This is a genomic window from Enterococcus sp. ARL09-542, from assembly GCF_005234805.1.
GTDB classification, from domain to species: Bacteria; Bacillota; Bacilli; order Lactobacillales; family Enterococcaceae; genus Enterococcus_D; species Enterococcus_D gallinarum.
In genome coordinates, this window is the sequence record NZ_QPQX01000004.1 from 166,151 (window position 1) to 183,675 (window position 17,525).

Below are 17,525 nucleotides of genomic sequence, written 5' to 3' on the forward strand. Positions count from 1 at the left end.
AGTTTGGTTATATGCTGTTTCCTGAAGTCGAAAAGAAAGATTGGGAAATTTGGAGTATTGCCGGTGCAACAAGAACATTGGTAGAACAAGTTGCAGCCGAAAAAAAGCCCCCTCGATTGATGGGTATAAAGTTGTTGCTTACTACCAGCAAAACGATCCGGCAGTGACGATTTGGGTGGATCGCTTTATTGAAAAGCTAGCCGTGGCCTGCTACAACCTACAATACATTCTTGATCCAGAAATTGTTTTGATTGGAGGCGGAATCAATGAAAGCGACTTTTTACTGCCGCTATTAGAAAAGAAGATTCAGCAGATTGCAGCGCAGATTCCTAGTACAGTTCGATTGCCAAATGTTGCCTGTTGCCAGTTTGGGAATGAGTCCAATTTAATTGGTGCTTGCTACAATTGGTTACTGCAAACTTTTGAAATGAAAACTAGCTAAAACAGTTGCAATTCTAAGATAAAAATGTAATAAAAAAATAGTCTCTATTTTTTTATTATGTAAGCGTTTAAATTGCAGCGAATGAAACAAGGGTCAGGTGATAAAAGTGAAAAAGTTTTACGATCAAAACGGGCAAAACACGTTCAGAGGGATCGCGCGCTCAATCAGTTCCTACTTGCTGGTATTCCTGATCCCCTTTTTAACGGTCTCGTGGATTTGGTATGCGACTTCTGTCAAAAGTATCAATGAACAGGTTGCATTAACGGCAAAGAATCAGTTGATTCAATTGAAATACTCCTTAGAGAACAACTTCCTTCAATTGAACTACCTGACCCAGAAAATGACGGATGACCATCAACTCTCATTAAATTTTTTGACCCATCCCTATTATTCAAAGGAAGGCAAAGCAAGCCTGCAAACCTACAAGATCACGAATGAGTTTGTCGAAGAAGTTTATTTATACTATAAAGAAGAACCGGAGAACTTTTTTTCTTCGATTGGCAAATTATCCGTCGAAGGTTTCTTAGAAAAAGTAATCCCAGATAATGATATGCAGCAAGGACAGCTGATCGATCAGCTAGAGAAAGCTTATCCAACGTTGCTGACTATCGAAGGGGCATCATTGGCACGGCATCATTCCCGATTCTTCTACATTGTGCCGTTACAAAATGATGAACTGACTGTCTATGGAGCAGCTATTTATGAGATCAAAGAAGCTAGCTTAGCAAAAATGCTGGACTTGACCAATAGTGATGGTGCGAGTACGAATTATTTGATCAATGATGAGTTTCAGATTTTAGCTAGCACAAATCATAACGATTTGACAGTTTTTTTGAATGATCCCCAAGAAATGGCTCAGATCACCACTCAGGACACCTTTCAGTTTAATCAGCAAAAGTACCTCGTTCAATCAATTCCCAATGAGGAACTGCATATCTCAGTGGTATCGGTGACCAATCCATCACAAGCATTATCGCTGGTCAATCGCGTTCAAGAACATTTCATTCTTATTTTTATGTGTATTCTATTCGTGGGGATCATTGCTGTTACATTAATGGGGATCAGAAATTATCGACCGATCCGCAAAATCGAACATTTGGTTCGAGAATTCCATAAAGATATGGAGATGTCGGTCAATTCGATGGATGATGTTCATAATACATTGGCTGCTGTTTTAGAAGAACAGCAGGAACTGCATAAAGAAATCCAGATGCAGACGCCGCATGCTCGAGAACAAGTTCTTAGAAAGCTGATGAGCGGTCGTCTGCGTTCGGAACAAGAAGTTGCAAGGCTGATCGAAGCCGTTCATATTCATTTTCCTGCGGACAATTATTTTGTCATCACGATCGATACCAAAACCGTGGCTTCAAAATATAAAGCCGGCGAGAGCTGTTTTCTGATTGACTATATTGAAGAAATCAGCAGCCAAGGGTACACAGCCTACGCCACAGAGATCCTTTCCACTGAAGTGATCGCATTGACTGTGGGATTTGATCACAGATACCAACAGGAAGAGATCGTTCAAGAAGTCGCGGCAAAAATAGCAGCTGCGATTGGACTGCTTCCAGCAATTGGGGTGGGAACCATCGTCAATGAATTGACGGCTATCAATGAATCTTATATTGAAGGATTAGCTGCATTGGATTATCATGTCAGTAACAACCAGCAAATCATTTATTACCTTGAAATTTCCGCAGAAGAACAACGCTCGGCGATCCAGTATCCCGACAGTCAAAAATTAAAACTGATCCAAGCATTGAATCAAGGAAATAGCGATATCGCAATTGAAACGGTGCATTGGTTAATCAAAGACGGGTTAAGTAAACAACGATCTCAGCCGGTCCAAAAGATGTATGGCTATTATTTATTGAATACGGTTGCACAAACTGGAGGCGAATTAGTGGGAGAGGAGATTTTGCTATTTGCAGCCGAACATGCAGATTTTACTAATCTGATGCAGCTAGGAACGGTGTTGCAACAATTGGTCCAGCATATTTGCGAAAAAGTGAGGGATCGACCACAAAATCAAGAATCGGAGTTGAATGAAACGATTTTTGCTTATATCAAAGCAAATTTTCAGTCTTCTCAGCTGTCATTGGAATCTATTGCGGAAGAATTTAAAGTATCTGTCTCTTATATTAGCCGATTTGTGAAAAAAGAAAGTGGCAAAACATTTTCTAAGTATATCCAAGAACTGCGGTTAGAAAAAATCAAACAAGAATTAGTCGAAACCGATCTACCGATCAAAGAAATCATTCGGGACAACGGTTATTATGATGTCTCGAACTATACGCGTAAGTTTCGAACGATCGTTGGTGTAACACCAGGACAATATCGCAAAATCAACCAAAAACGCTGAAAATGCGAAAAATGAAGGGAAATGTGACAATGAAAGAAATGACTCAAAAAGCGAGAGAACTTTATACTTCTATTGGTGTCTCATTAGAAGAGGAACCAAAAATTAAGATCGAACCTGCACTAACGGCAGATTTTATTCTTGATGAGGAACAAAAAACGATCACTGCGAAAGATCCCCAGCAATTATTTTATGGTCTGACAACCTACTATTTGAATCAAGTGACGAAGAAACAACAAAAAAACAGCTACACCGCCCAAATCAAGGAGCGCTGCCTAATGATCGATATTGGCCGCAAATATTTTTCCTTAAAAGAACTAAAAGCACTCGTTCACAGTATGGCTTTTTTTCAGTTCACCCATTTGCAAGTCCATTTTTCAGAAAATGAAGGATTTCGAATCGAGTCTGAACGTTTTCCGGAGATTGTATCAACCGAACATTTAACAAAAACAGAGATCCGAGAACTAATCACATATGCCAAAGGTTACGGTATCGAGATCATTCCTGATTTTGACTCCCCAGGACATCTCAAGCAAGTCTTAGCCACCCATCCCGAATGGTGTTTACCTAACGCGACTGGTGGGGTCGATGCTAGGGCATTGAACATTCTTGACCAAGAAGCTGTCGCTTTCATCCGAGAGATTTACAAAGAATACGCAGAGCTATTTGTAGACAGCCATTATTTCCATATTGGTGCAGATGAATTTGTTGATTTTGACCGTCTAGAAGAGTTTCCGACTTTAGTTGAAGCTGCCAAAGAAGCATATGGACCAGAAGCAAGTGGGATTGAAGTATTCATTGCGTATGTGAATAATTTGGTGGACTATGTGACTGACTTAGGTTTTGTTGTTCGTGTATGGAATGATGGGTTTTATCGCTTGAATCGAAAGGAACAGCTTTCCTTAACGAAAAACTGTGAGATTTCCTATTGGACACGCTGGAATCAAAATATGGCACCAGTCGCTCTTTATTTTGACAAAGGCTATTCTGTGATCAATCACAATGACAATTTCTTTTATTATGTAGTAGGTGAAGCTGCAGGGTATACGTATCCGACCTATGAAAAAATAAGCGATGAGTTTACATTAACGACTTTTGCCAACGGACAGCAAGTGACCCAAGAACAACTAGCACAAACCCCAGCGATCGCATTAGCGATTTGGGCAGATATCCCAGATGCAAAAGAAGGTGCGGCAGTGATCACAGAAGCTTTTTGGCTGCAAGCTATCATTAGCCTAAAAGTTTATGAAGAAACAGATCCAGGGAAAGAAACCTTTAGCCAACTATTTCAGAAATGGCAGTCGTTGTTGACTAAAGAGCAGTAAAGCGAAACGTTCTCTAGGAAAACGTGACTTGTTTTAAAGTGGACGATAAGAAGAGATTCCTAAGAAGAATACATGGAGAGAATACCTAAAGCGAGTATTTAAAGCAAGTACTTAAATAGTAGACGGCAGTCTAGTGAATCTTCGTCGTGGGTTTGCGAGGAAGATTTACTGTCTGCCGTCTATTTGCTAGAGATATTGGCTAGCGCTTTACGGTATTCTTTGTTCTACTCTTTTCACTTCAATGTAATCTCAAGGACTGGAATGAGAACATTAGGTGGCACTACCGGCAGCGTGACGACTAGATCATTAGGAGCAATGACAGCTTCCGTAGAAGTGATGACTTCATTAGGATCAAAGCCACGATAAAAAATTTCAGAGCCATCATGCAAGAAGCGGATAAAGCGAACTTGATCAGCAATTTCCGGCAAATGAATATGTTTGAAGGGATAGCTATATACATGCAAATAGAGTTTCTTGCCATTTTGAGTATAACGACAATCTTTAGGTACCGGGTATTTACTAGGACCACAATCGATGATAGCTTCTTTATGCAGCCGTATCCATGCACCAATCGCCTGCATTCGTTTGACTGCCCGCGGGTCGATCTCTCCTCGGGGATTAGGACCAATGTTCAATAAAAAATTACCCCCTTTTGAAACCGTATCGATCAACATTTTCACCAACATATCACTTGATTTCCATTCCAACGCATCGCGATCATAGCCCCAAGTCCCGTACATTGTCTGACAGGCTTCCCAAAGAACAGGTAAACCGTCTTTTTCCAGTGGTTTTTCTGGTTGAAATTGTTCAGGGGTGGTAATTCCCCGACCAAGTTCCAAGCGATCATTGATCAGCATATCCGGTTGGAGTGTCCGACAGATTTTTTCCAGTCGCGAACTGTCCCAGTCTTCTGCTCCTTTTCCTTTAGACCAGCCCCAATCACGATGACTGTAAGGAAAGTCGAACCACATATAATCGATCCTGCCATACTGAGTCAATAGTTCGGTCACTTGACCAGCAATGAAATCTTGATAAATAAGCATATCCCGTTGAGAATTGGACTCTCGAGCGGCTAAGTCACTTCTTTGAGGATGCAATCCATCAATCGTAAAATGAGGGTGGTACCAGTCAATCAGCGAATGATAGAGTCCGATTTTGATTCCCACATCACGAAACGCAGGCAATAATTCTGCGAGTAAATCTCGCTTAAAGGGTGTATTGGTGACTTTATAATCGGTCCATTCACTATCCCATAGGGCGAACCCTTCATGATGTTTCGTAGTAAAGACTATATATTGAACACCGCAATCTTTAGCTGTTTGGGCCCAAACAGCAGCATCAAATAAATTGGGATTAAATTGGTCGAAATAAGTTTCTCGATAAGTTTCGGGGGCAATTTCTTCGGTGGTCATAAACCATTCGTGGCGTGCACCAATACTAAATAAGCCAAAATGAATGAACAACCCAAACCGATCATGAATAAACCAGCTAGGATCGGGGTAATGATCAGGCCAATTCTGAAATGTTTTCATAGAGATACTCCTTAATCAATGAATTCGGTGTTTGTCATAACCGTTTCTTTAATCTTCCACTGCCCATTCTCGAGCACAAAGGTATGATGGGCTTGGGTAATATGGTCGCGATAGTCATTCTGTCCTTGGTTCACTGTTTTTTGCTGTGCAGCTACCAGCATGGAGTCTGCTTCTTGTTTGACAACTTCAAAAGACAAGAGTTCATGAGTCAAATCATATTTCGCAAAAAAAGCGTGCATTTCCTTTGCCGTAGATTCTCTTGCAGAAGTAACAAGGGTCGCTGTGTAGCCCTCAACGTCTTTCTGGGTGGCTGCCTGCAGGTTTTGCTTTAGTACGGTCAGACACGCTTGTGCTGCAGAAGAATCTGTAACGGCTCCTGTAACTTGCAAACGCGCTACAGTGGTTTCTGCTGAACGAGAAGTTATCTGTTGATAAAAAAATAGACCGCAAATGAAAAGTAAACCAACGAAAAATAAGGGATAACTCTTTTTTTTCATGCAAATCCTCCTTGTTTTCTGCACTATTTTTTGTACTTTTTTTGTACTTATACATCAGATATCTTGCTGGCACTATAAATGCCATGGAAAAGATTTCTTCCCAAACTGCCGACACTTGAGGGATCATCTACTGGCAACAGTGGCATCTCTAGTTCTGGTAATCTAGTGATGTGACCATCCAAATAGTTCTGCAAACGCCATTGTGCCATCTCGGCACGTTTAGATAGAGCGCCGTAGCGAAGATCGATCACTTCAAACCCAAAGGGGCGGTTCCATTCAAACCACAGATCTCGATGAGATTGATGCAAGTGTTGTAATTCCTGCTGATAGTGCTGAATCATCTCAAGGGCTTTTTGAAGGTTCTCACGTTTTTTTTCATGATAGGCTTCTGAGATCCAGGGACTCAAAGAAGCTTTCAAAGCTAGTACCACCGCTAATTGGTGATAAAAGCGGAACATCCGTTGTGTGTCCTGTGTCCCCGTGACTGCGGCCAATCGTTGGGCCAGTTCCTCATAATGTTGGGTCAATGGCACCTCTCTGAATGTCTTTTCATAAAGGCCATAAAGAATATCTTGATAAAGCAATAATTTACTTGGATTTGATCCAGAAGGATTTTCGGCAGCAACACCGGGAGTTTGGTCAAAAAGATCCAGCAAAAGAAAATCTTCTGCTTGTGATCCATGAAATAGTTTCAAGTGATCTGTGACTATCTCCCGCGATGGCGTGGCATAAAACTGGGCCTCGCTAAATAATTGTAGACCTAACAAGCTGGCAATCATCGGGGTCTCTGCGCCGTCATCTCCCCATAAGGTAGCATAGACTTCAGTGATGCCATTTGCTTTGGCACTTCTTAATGCTTGCTCCATTGTAGCGATGGTTTTGCCATAATTGGGTGCCAGTCCATTCCATGTCCAAATACCGCCAGCAAATACTGTGGGTTGGTTTAGCTTTTTATGTTCAGCAAACAGTCGTTGATATGTTTGAAAATCATGATGATAATAATCCCAGTACACCATGTTGACTGCTGGAATTTGCTGAATGACTTCTGGAGGAATGACGACTGCTGGATCATAGTAATCGCCTGTTGGAGAACCAATCCGAAAGAACATGTCACTCCACATCATGGGTTCTAATTGTAGCTGTTCACAGAGAGTGATGACGTGTTTTAAATGTTTAATCATGATGGCAAAGCGATCTTCTAAACCATTGTGTTCGAGGTAACGGCCTTTTCCTAATTGGTGTGCTTCATCCATACCAATATGGATTTTATTTGTTTTGAAGCAGCTGCGAATGGAACGAAGAGCGGCTTCAAGAAAAATGTAAGTTTTGGGCTCACCAACTAGCAGAATGTCTTCCGTGTCACGTATCTCTTTGGCAAAATGCCACTTTAATGGATTTGTCAAATGAGCGAGTGTTTGGATCGCAGGAACTAATGTAACGCCTAATTGGTCAGCGTAATGGTCCAATTCCCGTAAGTCAGATTGACTGTATCTCCCTCGCAAATGACCAAAATAAGGATATTCAGGAATTTCGTAAGTATCTTCCATATATAGCATGAGACTGTTGAGCCCCATTTTGCTGCTCAACAAAATGAAACGTTTCAACTGAGGTACTGTCAGTACTGCATTTCGAGATAAATCGATCATAGGACCGATTTGGTCAAATTGCGGAGTCTCTTCGTGGACAAAATCGGTATCTGCTTGCATCCATAGAAGGAGCCCTCGAAATAAATGGGCTTTTTCCTGATAGTAAATCGTGGCTTTTTCTGTATTGGAAATGATTTTCAATGATCCTTTTCGGCGGATCAATTCAAGCGGTTTGCCGGTTTCTGATAGTGACAAGCCAAGTTCAGGAGCAACGATTTGAAAAAAAGCGGCGACGTTTTCGTTGGTGACAATCTTTATCTCCATGATTCACTTCTCCTTTAGTAAAAAATCGTCAGTGTTCATTTGTTAGCAACTCTGTTTTTTGGATCGCTTGATAGGCGAACCAACTGATTGGCCAGAGAAGCAAAGGGATGAAGGCAATGAATAACAAAATCGGCAAAAAGGTAGCGGCGAATGTAACCAAAAACACACCTAAGATCATGGCAATCGTTTGTGGCACACTAACGATCATTAAAAGAAACGCATTCCTGAAATAGACCCAAAAAGGAAGATGGTAGCGGACAAAGACCGGCAGCAAATAAAAGCTGATGAGCAAACCGCTGATAAAGAGTACCGTCAATCCGAAATGGAGAAAGGCATTTTGCAAGAATGTACTGGAGATCCGCAGCTCGATCCATAGCAGCAGCAAGATCGCCATTTGCAGCAAACCTAGTTGATTACTACGCCAAAAATTTTTGGCTGTCTGTTGTTTGAACCAATTATAAAGTTCAGCAGGCAGTGGTTTTTTTGCAAATAATTCAAAGAAATAGCGAATAACAGTAGCCGTCGCTGGAAAGAAGCCAAAAATGATTCCCCCCCGTAAGACAAAAAAGAACCACAAAAAATGCAATCGAATCACCATCAGCAAATAGTCACCCAACCGGTAAGATAGATCAAATAACCCTCGTGATTGTTTCATGGACACCCCTCTTTTAACTAATTGATAAAAAGTAGAAAACTACTAGCCAAATAGTAGCAAGAAATGGACCTTTTAGAAAGCGTATTCAAAAAATTACATAGCCGAACCAGCTAATACATACACCTTCCTAAAGCTATCTTTTGAAAACATTCGATTGCGACGAGGAGCGCTAGCCCGCAGGAGCAAGTTTTCTAGATAAAGAGAAAAGTACGACGAGGAGCGCTAGCCCGCAGGAGCAAGTTTTCTAGATAAAGAGAAAAGTACGACGAGGAGCGCTAGCCCGCAGGAGCAAGTTTTCTAGATAAAGAGAAAAGTACGACGAGGAGCGCTAGCCCGCAGGAGCAAGTTTTCTAGATAAAGAGAAAAGTACGACGAGGAGCGCTAGCCCGCAGGAGCAAGTTTTCTAGATAAAGAGAAAAGTACGACGAGGAGCGCTAGCCCGCAGGAGCAAGTCTTCTAGATAAAGAGAAAAGTACAACGAGGAGCGCTAGCCCGCAGTTTTCTTACAAATGAGAAAGGTGAAATTGCTAGAGTGAACATGGCGTCTGATACCGTAAGCTAAAACTTCAATTGAAGTGGTGTGTTTTTTAAAAAGAGTGCTCTTTTGTTACAAAAAAATAAAGTTTGACATAGCTGCTGAAACTACATATTGATAGCGCTTTATTTTTTCGTTAGATTAGTGGCGAAAGGGGTTGGATAAATTGACAACAATTCGTGGGGACATTGAGTCTGCGAAAAACAGTAAGCAGGATGATCGTTGGTACCCTGAGTCAGAGATGCTGGCCAAGCGTTTGGAATGGTTCCAAGATTTAAAATTTGGGGTAATTTTCCATTATGGCTTATACGCACAAGCGGGTATCGTTGAATCATGGCAACTATCAGAAAAAGATGAATGGGCAAGGGAAAATAAAGCTTATCGAGAAGATATCAACACATTGCGTCTTGATTATTGGCAACTGATCAAAGCGTTTGCACCGATAGAATTAGATACTGATCAGTGGGCTGAAACGTGTAAAAAAGCTGGCTTCAAGTATTGTTTGTTCACAACGAAACACCATGACGGCTTTAATCTCTTCAATACGCTGGAGTCAGAATTCAAAATTGGCGGTAAATTGAGTCCTTTTAAACGAGATATCCTAAAAGAAGTTTTTGCCTCGTTCCAGCAAGCGGGTATTGCTACTGGGGCTTATTATTCTAAGGCGGACTGGTACTCACCGTTTTATTGGCTGGATGATGAAACGATCAAAGGGCGTCACGCAAGTTATGATCCATTAGAACAGCCAGAAATCTGGTCGCGGTATGTGGATTTTGTTCATCGACAAATTCATGAAATCACTGGCAACTATGGAAAAGTGGATTTGCTATGGCTAGATGCCGGCTGGTGTGGGCAGGGGAAAGAAGATTTACAGATGGATCGCTTAGCGGAGATTGCCCGGCGAAACCAGCCAGAATTGATCATTGTTGATCGCATGATGGGCGGTAGACATGAGAATTATGTGACGCCAGAACGCAAGATTCCTTCTTTAGAAGAAATCCCAACAAAAGTTTGGGAGAGTAATATACCTATAGGCAATGACTGGGGCTATGTTCCCCATGACACCTTTAAAAGCAGCCAAGAGTTAGTCGATACATTAATCGATGTCGTCAGTAAAGGCGGAAACTTAATTTTAGGAGTGGGTCCAACACCAGAAGGAACTTTCACGAAAGAAGAGACCCAGCGCCTGCTTGAAGTGGGTGATTGGTTGGAACAATATGGGGAAGGCATTTACGAGACCCGAGCTAGACCAGAAGCGTGGACGGAGAATTGGCATCTTACCTATAGCAAAGATCAAAAAACACATTATGCCTTTCGCAGTATCACAACAAATTTGCAGCCGCGAATTTTTCTGAAGGAGATCCATGCAGATGAAAAATCCGTGATCACAGATTTAGCAACCAATCAATCACTGACGATTCATGGAACGGGTGAAAACGCCTATATTGCTTCATCAGAAGTGCATCAGCCTGAACTTGGAGCAGTTGGCATTCGCATTTCTACACATTGAAGAAAAAATACACATTGCTTTGAAAGCGAATTCATTTCATATTTAGTATACAAACCAAAAACACAAGGAGGAGTATGAATGGAAACAACAACGATCAGAGAGCCTGTGTCAGCATCAAAAAGTAAAATCAAAGAAATGAAGACTAAATTAAAAAAGAGTCGACAGTTATATTTGTTTGTCCTGCCTGCTTTTTTGATTATTCTGATTTTTTCTTATGGGCCGATGTATGGTGTGATCATCGCCTTTAAAGACTATATGCCTTCTTTGGGAATATTCGAAAGTCCTTGGGTAGGGTTCAAACATTTTCAACGCTTTTTTGATTCTTATTACTTCTGGGATCTAATGAAAAATACATTAGGTATCAGTTTGTACTCTTTGATCGTCGGATTTCCGCTACCGATCATCCTTGCACTGGCTTTGAATGAAATCAAGGATGGTCCATTCAAAAAAATTACCCAGACAGTCACGTATGCCCCAAACTTTATCGCAGTAGTGGTAATGGTCGGAATGGTTATTGCATTTCTGTCTCCTTCCACTGGGATCATCAATCACTTTCTAGATTTTATCGGCGTGGGAAGAATCAATTTTATGACTGAACCGCGGTGGTTCAAAACAATCTATGTATTATCAGGCGTCTGGCAAGGCACAGGTTGGGGATCGGTTATTTACTTGGCAGCATTGTCTGGAGTGGATACTCAGCTGCATGAAGCTGCCACCATCGATGGTGCTTCTCGGCTCCAAAGAGTTTGGTATATCAATATTCCAACGATAATGCCGACCATGGTGATTTTACTGATCATGAGTTTTGGTAGTTTGATGTCGGTGGGATTCGAAAAAATCATTTTGATGCAAAACCCATTGAATATGGAATCATCGAATGTCATTGCAACCTTCGTTTATCAGCAAGGGCTTTTAGATGCACAATATAGTTTTGCAGCAGCTGTTGGGTTATTCAACTCGTTGATCAATTCCATTCTCTTGATTTTAGTCAACGGGATTGCGAAACGGCTGAGCGATTCGAGTCTCTTATAGAAAGGTGGTATAGGAATGAAAACAACTTCATTAGTGAAAGATACACGTGCAGATAAAATCTTTTTGGTTTTTGTTTATTTCTTTTTAGCCATAGCATTACTAATCGTTCTCTATCCATTGATCTATATCGTTAGTGCGTCGATTTCAAATCCTCATTTAGTCAACTCGGGGGAAATGTGGTTATTGCCAAAAGGGGTCACCTTTGAAGGCTATCGAACTCTCTTAGGCAATAGCAGCATCTGGCGCGGCTACTTAAATACGATCTATTACACTGTTTTAGGAACATCCATCAATTTGTTGGTGACACTGCCTTGTGCTTATGCACTCTCCAGAGATGATTTTTATGGCAGAAGAGCTTTTACCAATTTCATGCTAGTGACAATGTTTCTTTCTGGGGGCTTGATCCCTAGCTATTTACTGATCCGCAGCTTAGGGATGTTGAATACGGTTTGGGCTTTGGTTATCCCAGGAGCTGTCTCTGTCTATAATGTGGTCGTTACGCGGACCTTTTTTCAAACGACGATCCCAAGAGAGATGGAAGAAGCGGCAATCGTGGATGGCTGCTCGGATTTTCGCTTATTCATGCAGATCGTACTGCCTTTATCTACGCCAATCATTGCAGTTATGGCACTTTTTTACGGGGTAGGACACTGGAACAGTTTCTTCAGCGCATTGATCTATCTGTCAGATAAATCCATGTATCCATTACAAATGATTTTACGGGAAATTTTGATTTTACAAGATATGTCATCAAATACTGTCAGCAATGTGACTTCCGAAATGGCCAGTATGTTATACAGCAAGCAACAGTTAGCAGAGGTCATCAAATACGGTGTCATGATCGTTTCATCATTACCGGTCATTATTGTCTATCCATTTTTGCAGAAATATTTTGTCAAAGGCATGATGGTAGGATCAATTAAAGGATAAAACATAGAGGAGGAAGAAGATGGGAATGAAAAAAATTTTAGGAGTAACAGGGGTGTTTTTGTGCAGTGCGCTTTTACTCAGTGGGTGCGGGAACACAAAAAAGGAAACAACCGGAGAAAATGAAGGGGTAGCCATCAATCATGACAGCCAATTTCCGATCATTAAAGAAGGCGAAGAACTGACGCTGAACATTATGGCGCCAGGAGTAGGTATGGCAGAATGGGAAGATATGCCGACGCTGCAGGATTATCAAGAAAAAACAGGAATCAAACTGACTTATACGACACCCCCTTCTGCTGACTTTAGTACCAAGTTGAACTTAGCATTTGCTTCAGGGGATCTGCCGGATATCGTTTATGGCGCAGGATCGAATTCGCTCACTTCTTCAATGGAGATCGATTATGGTTCCCAAGGAATTCTGCTGCCGTTAGAAGAATATATCACGCCGGAAATTATGCCTAATCTTTATGCATTGACCCAAGAAGATCCGTCCATCTTAAAATCGATCACCACACCAGATGGCCATATTTATTCATTGCCGATGATTTCGAGAAATGCGACATCTATTTGGTGGCAAGGTCCGATGTGGTACAACGGAACGTGGCTAGATAAGTTGAATGTCAAGGAACTGCCAAAGACAACGGATGAATTGTATGATTTGCTGACACGATTCAAGAACGAAGATCCCAATGGTAATGGCAAAGCCGATGAGATTCCTTTGACCGATGTCGATATGAATTCAACAAGGGTATGGCTGATGGCAGCTTTTGGGTTACGGACACGAGGCGTTCAAGTAGATGATGATGTGGTTTCTTATACACCAATCTCGGAAAACTATAAAGCATTCCTTGAGTATATGAACAAATTGTATAGTGAAGGTTTGTTGGATGCGGAAGTTTATGGCCAATCCGACGAACAGAAAAAAGCAAAAGGACAAAATGATCAGTTGGGCTTGTTCGCCGATTACTTCAGCTTCTTTACGACAGGCCGCAGCGAGATTGAAGCGATGAACGATGCCATGTTCCAACCATTGACTTCAAAATGGTCGCCAGAAGCAGTGATTCCAGGAAGTCCACGAATTTCTCGGGGCACCTTTGCCATCACAAATGTCAATCCATCGCCGGAAGCTTCGATGCGCTGGGTGGATTACTTCTATTCTGAAGAAGGTACGAAATATATCGAACAAGGACCTGAAGGCGTTCTTTGGGAGTACAAAGAAAATGCTGACGGCCAAAAAGTACGAGTTTATGCAGAAGGCATTGATACAGAAAATACAGAAGATGAACGTGGCAAGATCACACCAGCATACGGGTTGACAACACCGAACATTGTTATCGATACGACAGGTGAATATCAAATCTTGAAATCCGCGGATGAACAACCTGATACTCGTTTCAGTGACTGGGTGGCCAAAGAAACAGCAGATAAGATGGATGACATTGCGGAAGTGCCATTTCCATTACTTTATCTGACTGTAGAAGAAAATGATAAAGTGGCTGCTACGGCTACTGACTTGACAACGTATGTCGAACAAATGGAAGCCAAATTCATTACGGGTGTCGAGCCAATCAGTAATTGGGATAAATATGTTTCGACGATCGAGTCCATGGGGATCGATGACTACATTTCCGTTTACCAAACAGCATATGATCGTTGGAAAGAGAACTAGAGTCACGGCAATAGGAGAAGCGGGCTTGGACAATTTCTTGTCTACCCGCTTTTTTCCTCCTCAGAAACCGAGTAAAGGAGAGAATACAGCGTGCAGTTATTTGAATTTGAACGTATCCGTAAGATTTTATTTCAATTAAAGAATTACCGGATTCGCTATCAGGTGCCTGTTAATGACTTGCAGTTAAAGCAAGAAAACTGGGCACCCTATGTGCAAGGAACTTTTTTTGGAGAAAAGAATTGTTATTACACAATGAAAGGAACTTTTGAACTACCGGAAGATTGGAAAGAGATGTCGGTTGCTTTGCAAGTCTATTCTTCGCTCTCTGAATGGGACAATACGACAAATCCGCAAATGAAAGTGTTCTTGAATGGGAATTACATTCAGGCAATTGATGTCAACCATCGAGAAGTGCGGTTGGATCCCTCGGAGCTAACAGGAACAATAGCCTTACAGATCGATATTTTTTCGGGACGAGAAGAGAAGAAGTTTCCGCTTTACGTGAATCTATTGGCGATCGATCCTATCGTTGAGCAAGTCTGGTTTGATTTCTCGACGATTTTTGACAGTTGGCGTGCCATTAGGAAATTTGGCGGAGAAGAACAAATCTATCAAAGCTGTCTGTCACAAGCTGCCAATGCATTAGATTTTCGAGCCCCCTATACGCCGCGATTCTATGAAGGCCTCACAAACGCGCAAGAATGTCTGCAAGCGTGTTACAGCCAAGAGATTCGTCAAAAAGTGACCGCAGTCGGGCATACCCACATCGATCTGGCATGGCTTTGGACGGCACAGCAAGCGGTTGAAAAAGGAGAACGCAGTTTTCAGACCGTATTAAAATTGATGGATGAATACCCTGAATATACGTTTCTCCAAAGCCAACCCCAGTTATATCAAGCGATCAAAGAACAATATCCTGAGTTATATCAGGCAATCAAAGAGAAGATTAAATCTGGACGCTGGGAAGTAGAAGGTGCTATGTGGGTAGAAGCAGATTGCAACTTGACCTCCGGTGAATCATTGGTAAGGCAGATTTTATACGGCAAACGCTTTATCAAAGAAGAGTTTGATCATGAGAGTCAGATTTTGTGGCTGCCGGATGTTTTTGGCTATTCCGCTGCATTGCCACAGATCTTGCAAAAGACCAATACACCTTATTTCATGACAACTAAATTGTCTTGGAATCAATTCAATCAGATTCCTTATGATTCGTTTTACTGGCAAGGGATCGATGGCAGCAGAGTTTTGACTCACTTTATTACAACGATTAGTGAAGGCTACAGTCCAAGACCCTACTACACCACTTACAATGGGCTTTTAGACCCTTATACAGTCAAAGGCAGCTTTGAACGGTACCAACAAAAAGATCAGCATGATGAGATCTTGATTGCATACGGCTATGGAGACGGCGGCGGCGGACCTACTAGAGAGATGCTGGAGACAAAACAGCGGTTATCAAAACCACTCCCTCAGATGCCAGTGATCACTGGCGATCATGCGGGCAAATTTTTTGACCGATTAGCCGCAGCTTTTGCTCATTCAGAAGCCCCGGTCTGGTTTGGCGAACTCTATTTTGAGTACCATCGTGGGACACTGACCTCCATCGGTAAAAATAAGAAAGCCAACCGCAAAGGCGAATTTTTATTGCAAACTATTGAGAAGCTTTACAGTGCCTATCGAAGCGAAGCGTATCCGCAAGAGCTCCTCGAAAGGCTCTGGAAAAAATTGTTGTTCAATCAATTTCACGATATTTTGCCAGGAAGTTCGATTGGCGAAGTGTACCAGCAGACAGAAGAAGAGTATGCTGCTCTTTTTGAAGAAGGCGAGCAATTGATCCAGTCCCTCGTGGCAGGAGGAACCGCCAGTGATGCAAATCATCAGGTGGTCTATAATCCATTAGGCTTTACTCGTGATGCCGTAATCAAAGTTGATATTCCGGCGATTCAAGAAGATTATCTGACACAGCGAACCGAAGATGGTTGTTTGCTGGTCAAAGTTCCACAAGTCCCTAGCTTAGGTCTGCGTCCCCTAACGTTGAGGGAGACTATCTCAGAACCAGTAGAACAAGAGTGTGTTCCGTTGACTCGTCAACTGGAAACGACCGACTTTGTTGTAACATTTAACGCGGCATATGAAATGACTGCTCTTTTTGACAAAAGACACCAGCGAGAGGTCTTGCCAGCAGGAGAAGTGATGAATCAATTGATTGCTTATGAAGACTTACCGATGGATTATGATGCGTGGGATATAGACATCTACTACGATCGTAAAGCTTATCCAGTAGAGGATGTGACTGACGCATCAATCGTCGAGCAAGGCGAGATTCGTGACACGATCCGTATCAAACGGACGTTTGAGCAATCAACGATCATTCAGCTGATCCATTTCTATCATGGAACCGGCAGGATCGACTTTGAGACAACGGTCGATTGGCATCAGCATCATCTTTTATTGAAGGCGCAGTTGCCAATTGCCGTCAATACGCTAGATGCCACTTTCGATATCCAATTTGGGAATGTCAAACGTGCCATCCACAAAAATACCACTTGGGATTTGGCACGTTTTGAGAGTTGTGGGCAAAAATGGGTCGACTTGTCTGAAGATGGTTATGGCGTCAGTGTGTTGACGGATTGTAAATACGGATTCAGCACAGCTTACCAAAAAATTGGTCTCTCTCTTATCAAGTCGGCGACTGATCCCTATCCAGAAGCAGATCAAGGACTTCATTCGTTTACCTATTCTCTCTATGTTCATGAAGGTGACTGGAAAAAAGGACAAACGATGGAAGAAGCGTTGGCACTCAATGTACCAGCATATGTATTGGCAGATTTTGATCAGCAGCAAGAGCAATCTTTTTTACAAGTGGATCACAATAATGTGCTGATCGATTCGGTCAAAAAGGCTGAAGCAGATGAAGCCATCGTGGTACGTTTGTATGAATACCACAATCGCAAAACGACATGCCGCTTGACCGCAGCTAAAAAAATCAAACGAGCAGTGCTAACGAATTTATTGGAAGAGGAACAGCAGGAGTTAGTGGTCACGGGCGTGTGCCACCAAGTGGTGATTCCTTTCAACCCTTATGAAATTCAAACGGTCAAGGTCTATTTTGACTAATCGGCATTTTTGATG

At 42.0% G+C, this 17,525-nt stretch carries 12 protein-coding genes; 8 read left to right on the plus strand and 4 right to left on the minus strand.

Going from position 1 to position 17,525, the window contains the following annotated elements:
- The first annotated feature begins 40 nt into the window (after positions 1–40).
- The 3 genes from DVW06_RS17655 to DVW06_RS06310 all read left to right on the plus strand — a co-directional run bounded on the left by DVW06_RS17655 (position 41) and on the right by DVW06_RS06310 (position 4,123).
- Positions 41–442 (plus strand): ROK family protein, encoded by a 402-nt coding sequence (locus tag DVW06_RS17655; RefSeq protein WP_274543590.1) that lies wholly within the window; start codon positions 41–43, stop codon positions 440–442.
- 100 nt (positions 443–542) lie between these two features.
- Complete coding sequence (locus DVW06_RS06305; RefSeq protein ID WP_029487288.1) at positions 543–2,801, plus strand: helix-turn-helix domain-containing protein; 2,259 nt, start codon at positions 543–545, stop codon at positions 2,799–2,801.
- A gap of 29 nt (positions 2,802–2,830) precedes the next feature.
- Positions 2,831–4,123, plus strand: coding sequence for a family 20 glycosylhydrolase (locus tag DVW06_RS06310; protein ID WP_005472742.1), 1,293 nt, complete (start codon positions 2,831–2,833; stop codon positions 4,121–4,123).
- Positions 4,124–4,356: 233 nt separating this feature from the next.
- Here the strand turns inward: DVW06_RS06310 and DVW06_RS06315 are convergent, their stop codons facing one another.
- Genes DVW06_RS06315 through DVW06_RS06330 form a run of 4 tightly spaced genes read right to left on the minus strand, consistent with a single transcriptional unit; the run spans position 4,357 to position 8,717 of the window.
- Positions 4,357–5,655: an alpha-L-fucosidase gene (locus tag DVW06_RS06315; protein WP_003128606.1), complete on the minus strand. Its 1,299-nt coding sequence runs from the start codon at positions 5,653–5,655 to the stop codon at positions 4,357–4,359.
- An 11-nt stretch (positions 5,656–5,666) separates the two neighbouring features.
- Complete coding sequence (locus tag DVW06_RS06320) at positions 5,667–6,152, minus strand: hypothetical protein (protein WP_034705265.1); 486 nt, start codon at positions 6,150–6,152, stop codon at positions 5,667–5,669.
- A 47-nt stretch (positions 6,153–6,199) separates the two neighbouring features.
- A complete protein-coding gene (locus DVW06_RS06325) occupies positions 6,200–8,062 on the minus strand; it encodes a beta-N-acetylhexosaminidase (RefSeq protein WP_003128608.1) in 1,863 nt (620 codons plus the stop codon).
- A gap of 28 nt (positions 8,063–8,090) precedes the next feature.
- On the minus strand, positions 8,091–8,717 hold the full coding sequence (locus DVW06_RS06330) for a YesL family protein (RefSeq protein WP_041119810.1): 627 nt from the start codon (positions 8,715–8,717) through the stop codon (positions 8,091–8,093).
- A gap of 701 nt (positions 8,718–9,418) precedes the next feature.
- Here DVW06_RS06330 and DVW06_RS06335 point away from each other — a divergent pair.
- The 5 genes from DVW06_RS06335 to DVW06_RS06355 all read left to right on the plus strand — a co-directional run bounded on the left by DVW06_RS06335 (position 9,419) and on the right by DVW06_RS06355 (position 17,510).
- The gene (locus tag DVW06_RS06335) at positions 9,419–10,762 is read left to right on the plus strand and encodes an alpha-L-fucosidase (protein ID WP_005472737.1); all 1,344 of its coding nucleotides are present in this window, start codon (positions 9,419–9,421) and stop codon (positions 10,760–10,762) included.
- Between the two features lie 78 nt (positions 10,763–10,840).
- Positions 10,841–11,794, plus strand: a complete 954-nt coding sequence (locus DVW06_RS06340; protein WP_003128614.1) for an ABC transporter permease — start codon at positions 10,841–10,843, stop codon at positions 11,792–11,794.
- 15 nt (positions 11,795–11,809) lie between these two features.
- Positions 11,810–12,724, plus strand: coding sequence for a carbohydrate ABC transporter permease (locus DVW06_RS06345; RefSeq protein ID WP_003128615.1), 915 nt, complete (start codon positions 11,810–11,812; stop codon positions 12,722–12,724).
- Positions 12,725–12,743: 19 nt separating this feature from the next.
- Positions 12,744–14,393 (plus strand): extracellular solute-binding protein, encoded by a 1,650-nt coding sequence (locus DVW06_RS06350; RefSeq protein WP_021149119.1) that lies wholly within the window; start codon positions 12,744–12,746, stop codon positions 14,391–14,393.
- A 90-nt stretch (positions 14,394–14,483) separates the two neighbouring features.
- Positions 14,484–17,510, plus strand: a complete 3,027-nt coding sequence (locus tag DVW06_RS06355; RefSeq protein WP_003128619.1) for an alpha-mannosidase — start codon at positions 14,484–14,486, stop codon at positions 17,508–17,510.
- Positions 17,511–17,525 lie beyond the last annotated feature (15 nt).

What these genes read in the sequence shown, in the direction of transcription:
- DVW06_RS06310 (WP_005472742.1), top strand. Translation starts at nt 2,831, where the DNA reads ATGAAAGAAATGACTCAAAAAGCGAGAGAACTTTATACTTCTATTGGT.
- DVW06_RS06315 (WP_003128606.1), bottom strand. Translation starts at nt 5,655, where the DNA reads ATGAAAACATTTCAGAATTGGCCTGATCATTACCCCGATCCTAGCTGG.
- DVW06_RS06320 (WP_034705265.1), bottom strand. Translation starts at nt 6,152, where the DNA reads ATGAAAAAAAAGAGTTATCCCTTATTTTTCGTTGGTTTACTTTTCATT.
- DVW06_RS06325 (WP_003128608.1), bottom strand. Translation starts at nt 8,062, where the DNA reads ATGGAGATAAAGATTGTCACCAACGAAAACGTCGCCGCTTTTTTTCAA.
- DVW06_RS06330 (WP_041119810.1), bottom strand. Translation starts at nt 8,717, where the DNA reads ATGAAACAATCACGAGGGTTATTTGATCTATCTTACCGGTTGGGTGAC.
- DVW06_RS06340 (WP_003128614.1), top strand. Translation starts at nt 10,841, where the DNA reads ATGGAAACAACAACGATCAGAGAGCCTGTGTCAGCATCAAAAAGTAAA.
- DVW06_RS06345 (WP_003128615.1), top strand. Translation starts at nt 11,810, where the DNA reads ATGAAAACAACTTCATTAGTGAAAGATACACGTGCAGATAAAATCTTT.
- DVW06_RS06350 (WP_021149119.1), top strand. Translation starts at nt 12,744, where the DNA reads ATGGGAATGAAAAAAATTTTAGGAGTAACAGGGGTGTTTTTGTGCAGT.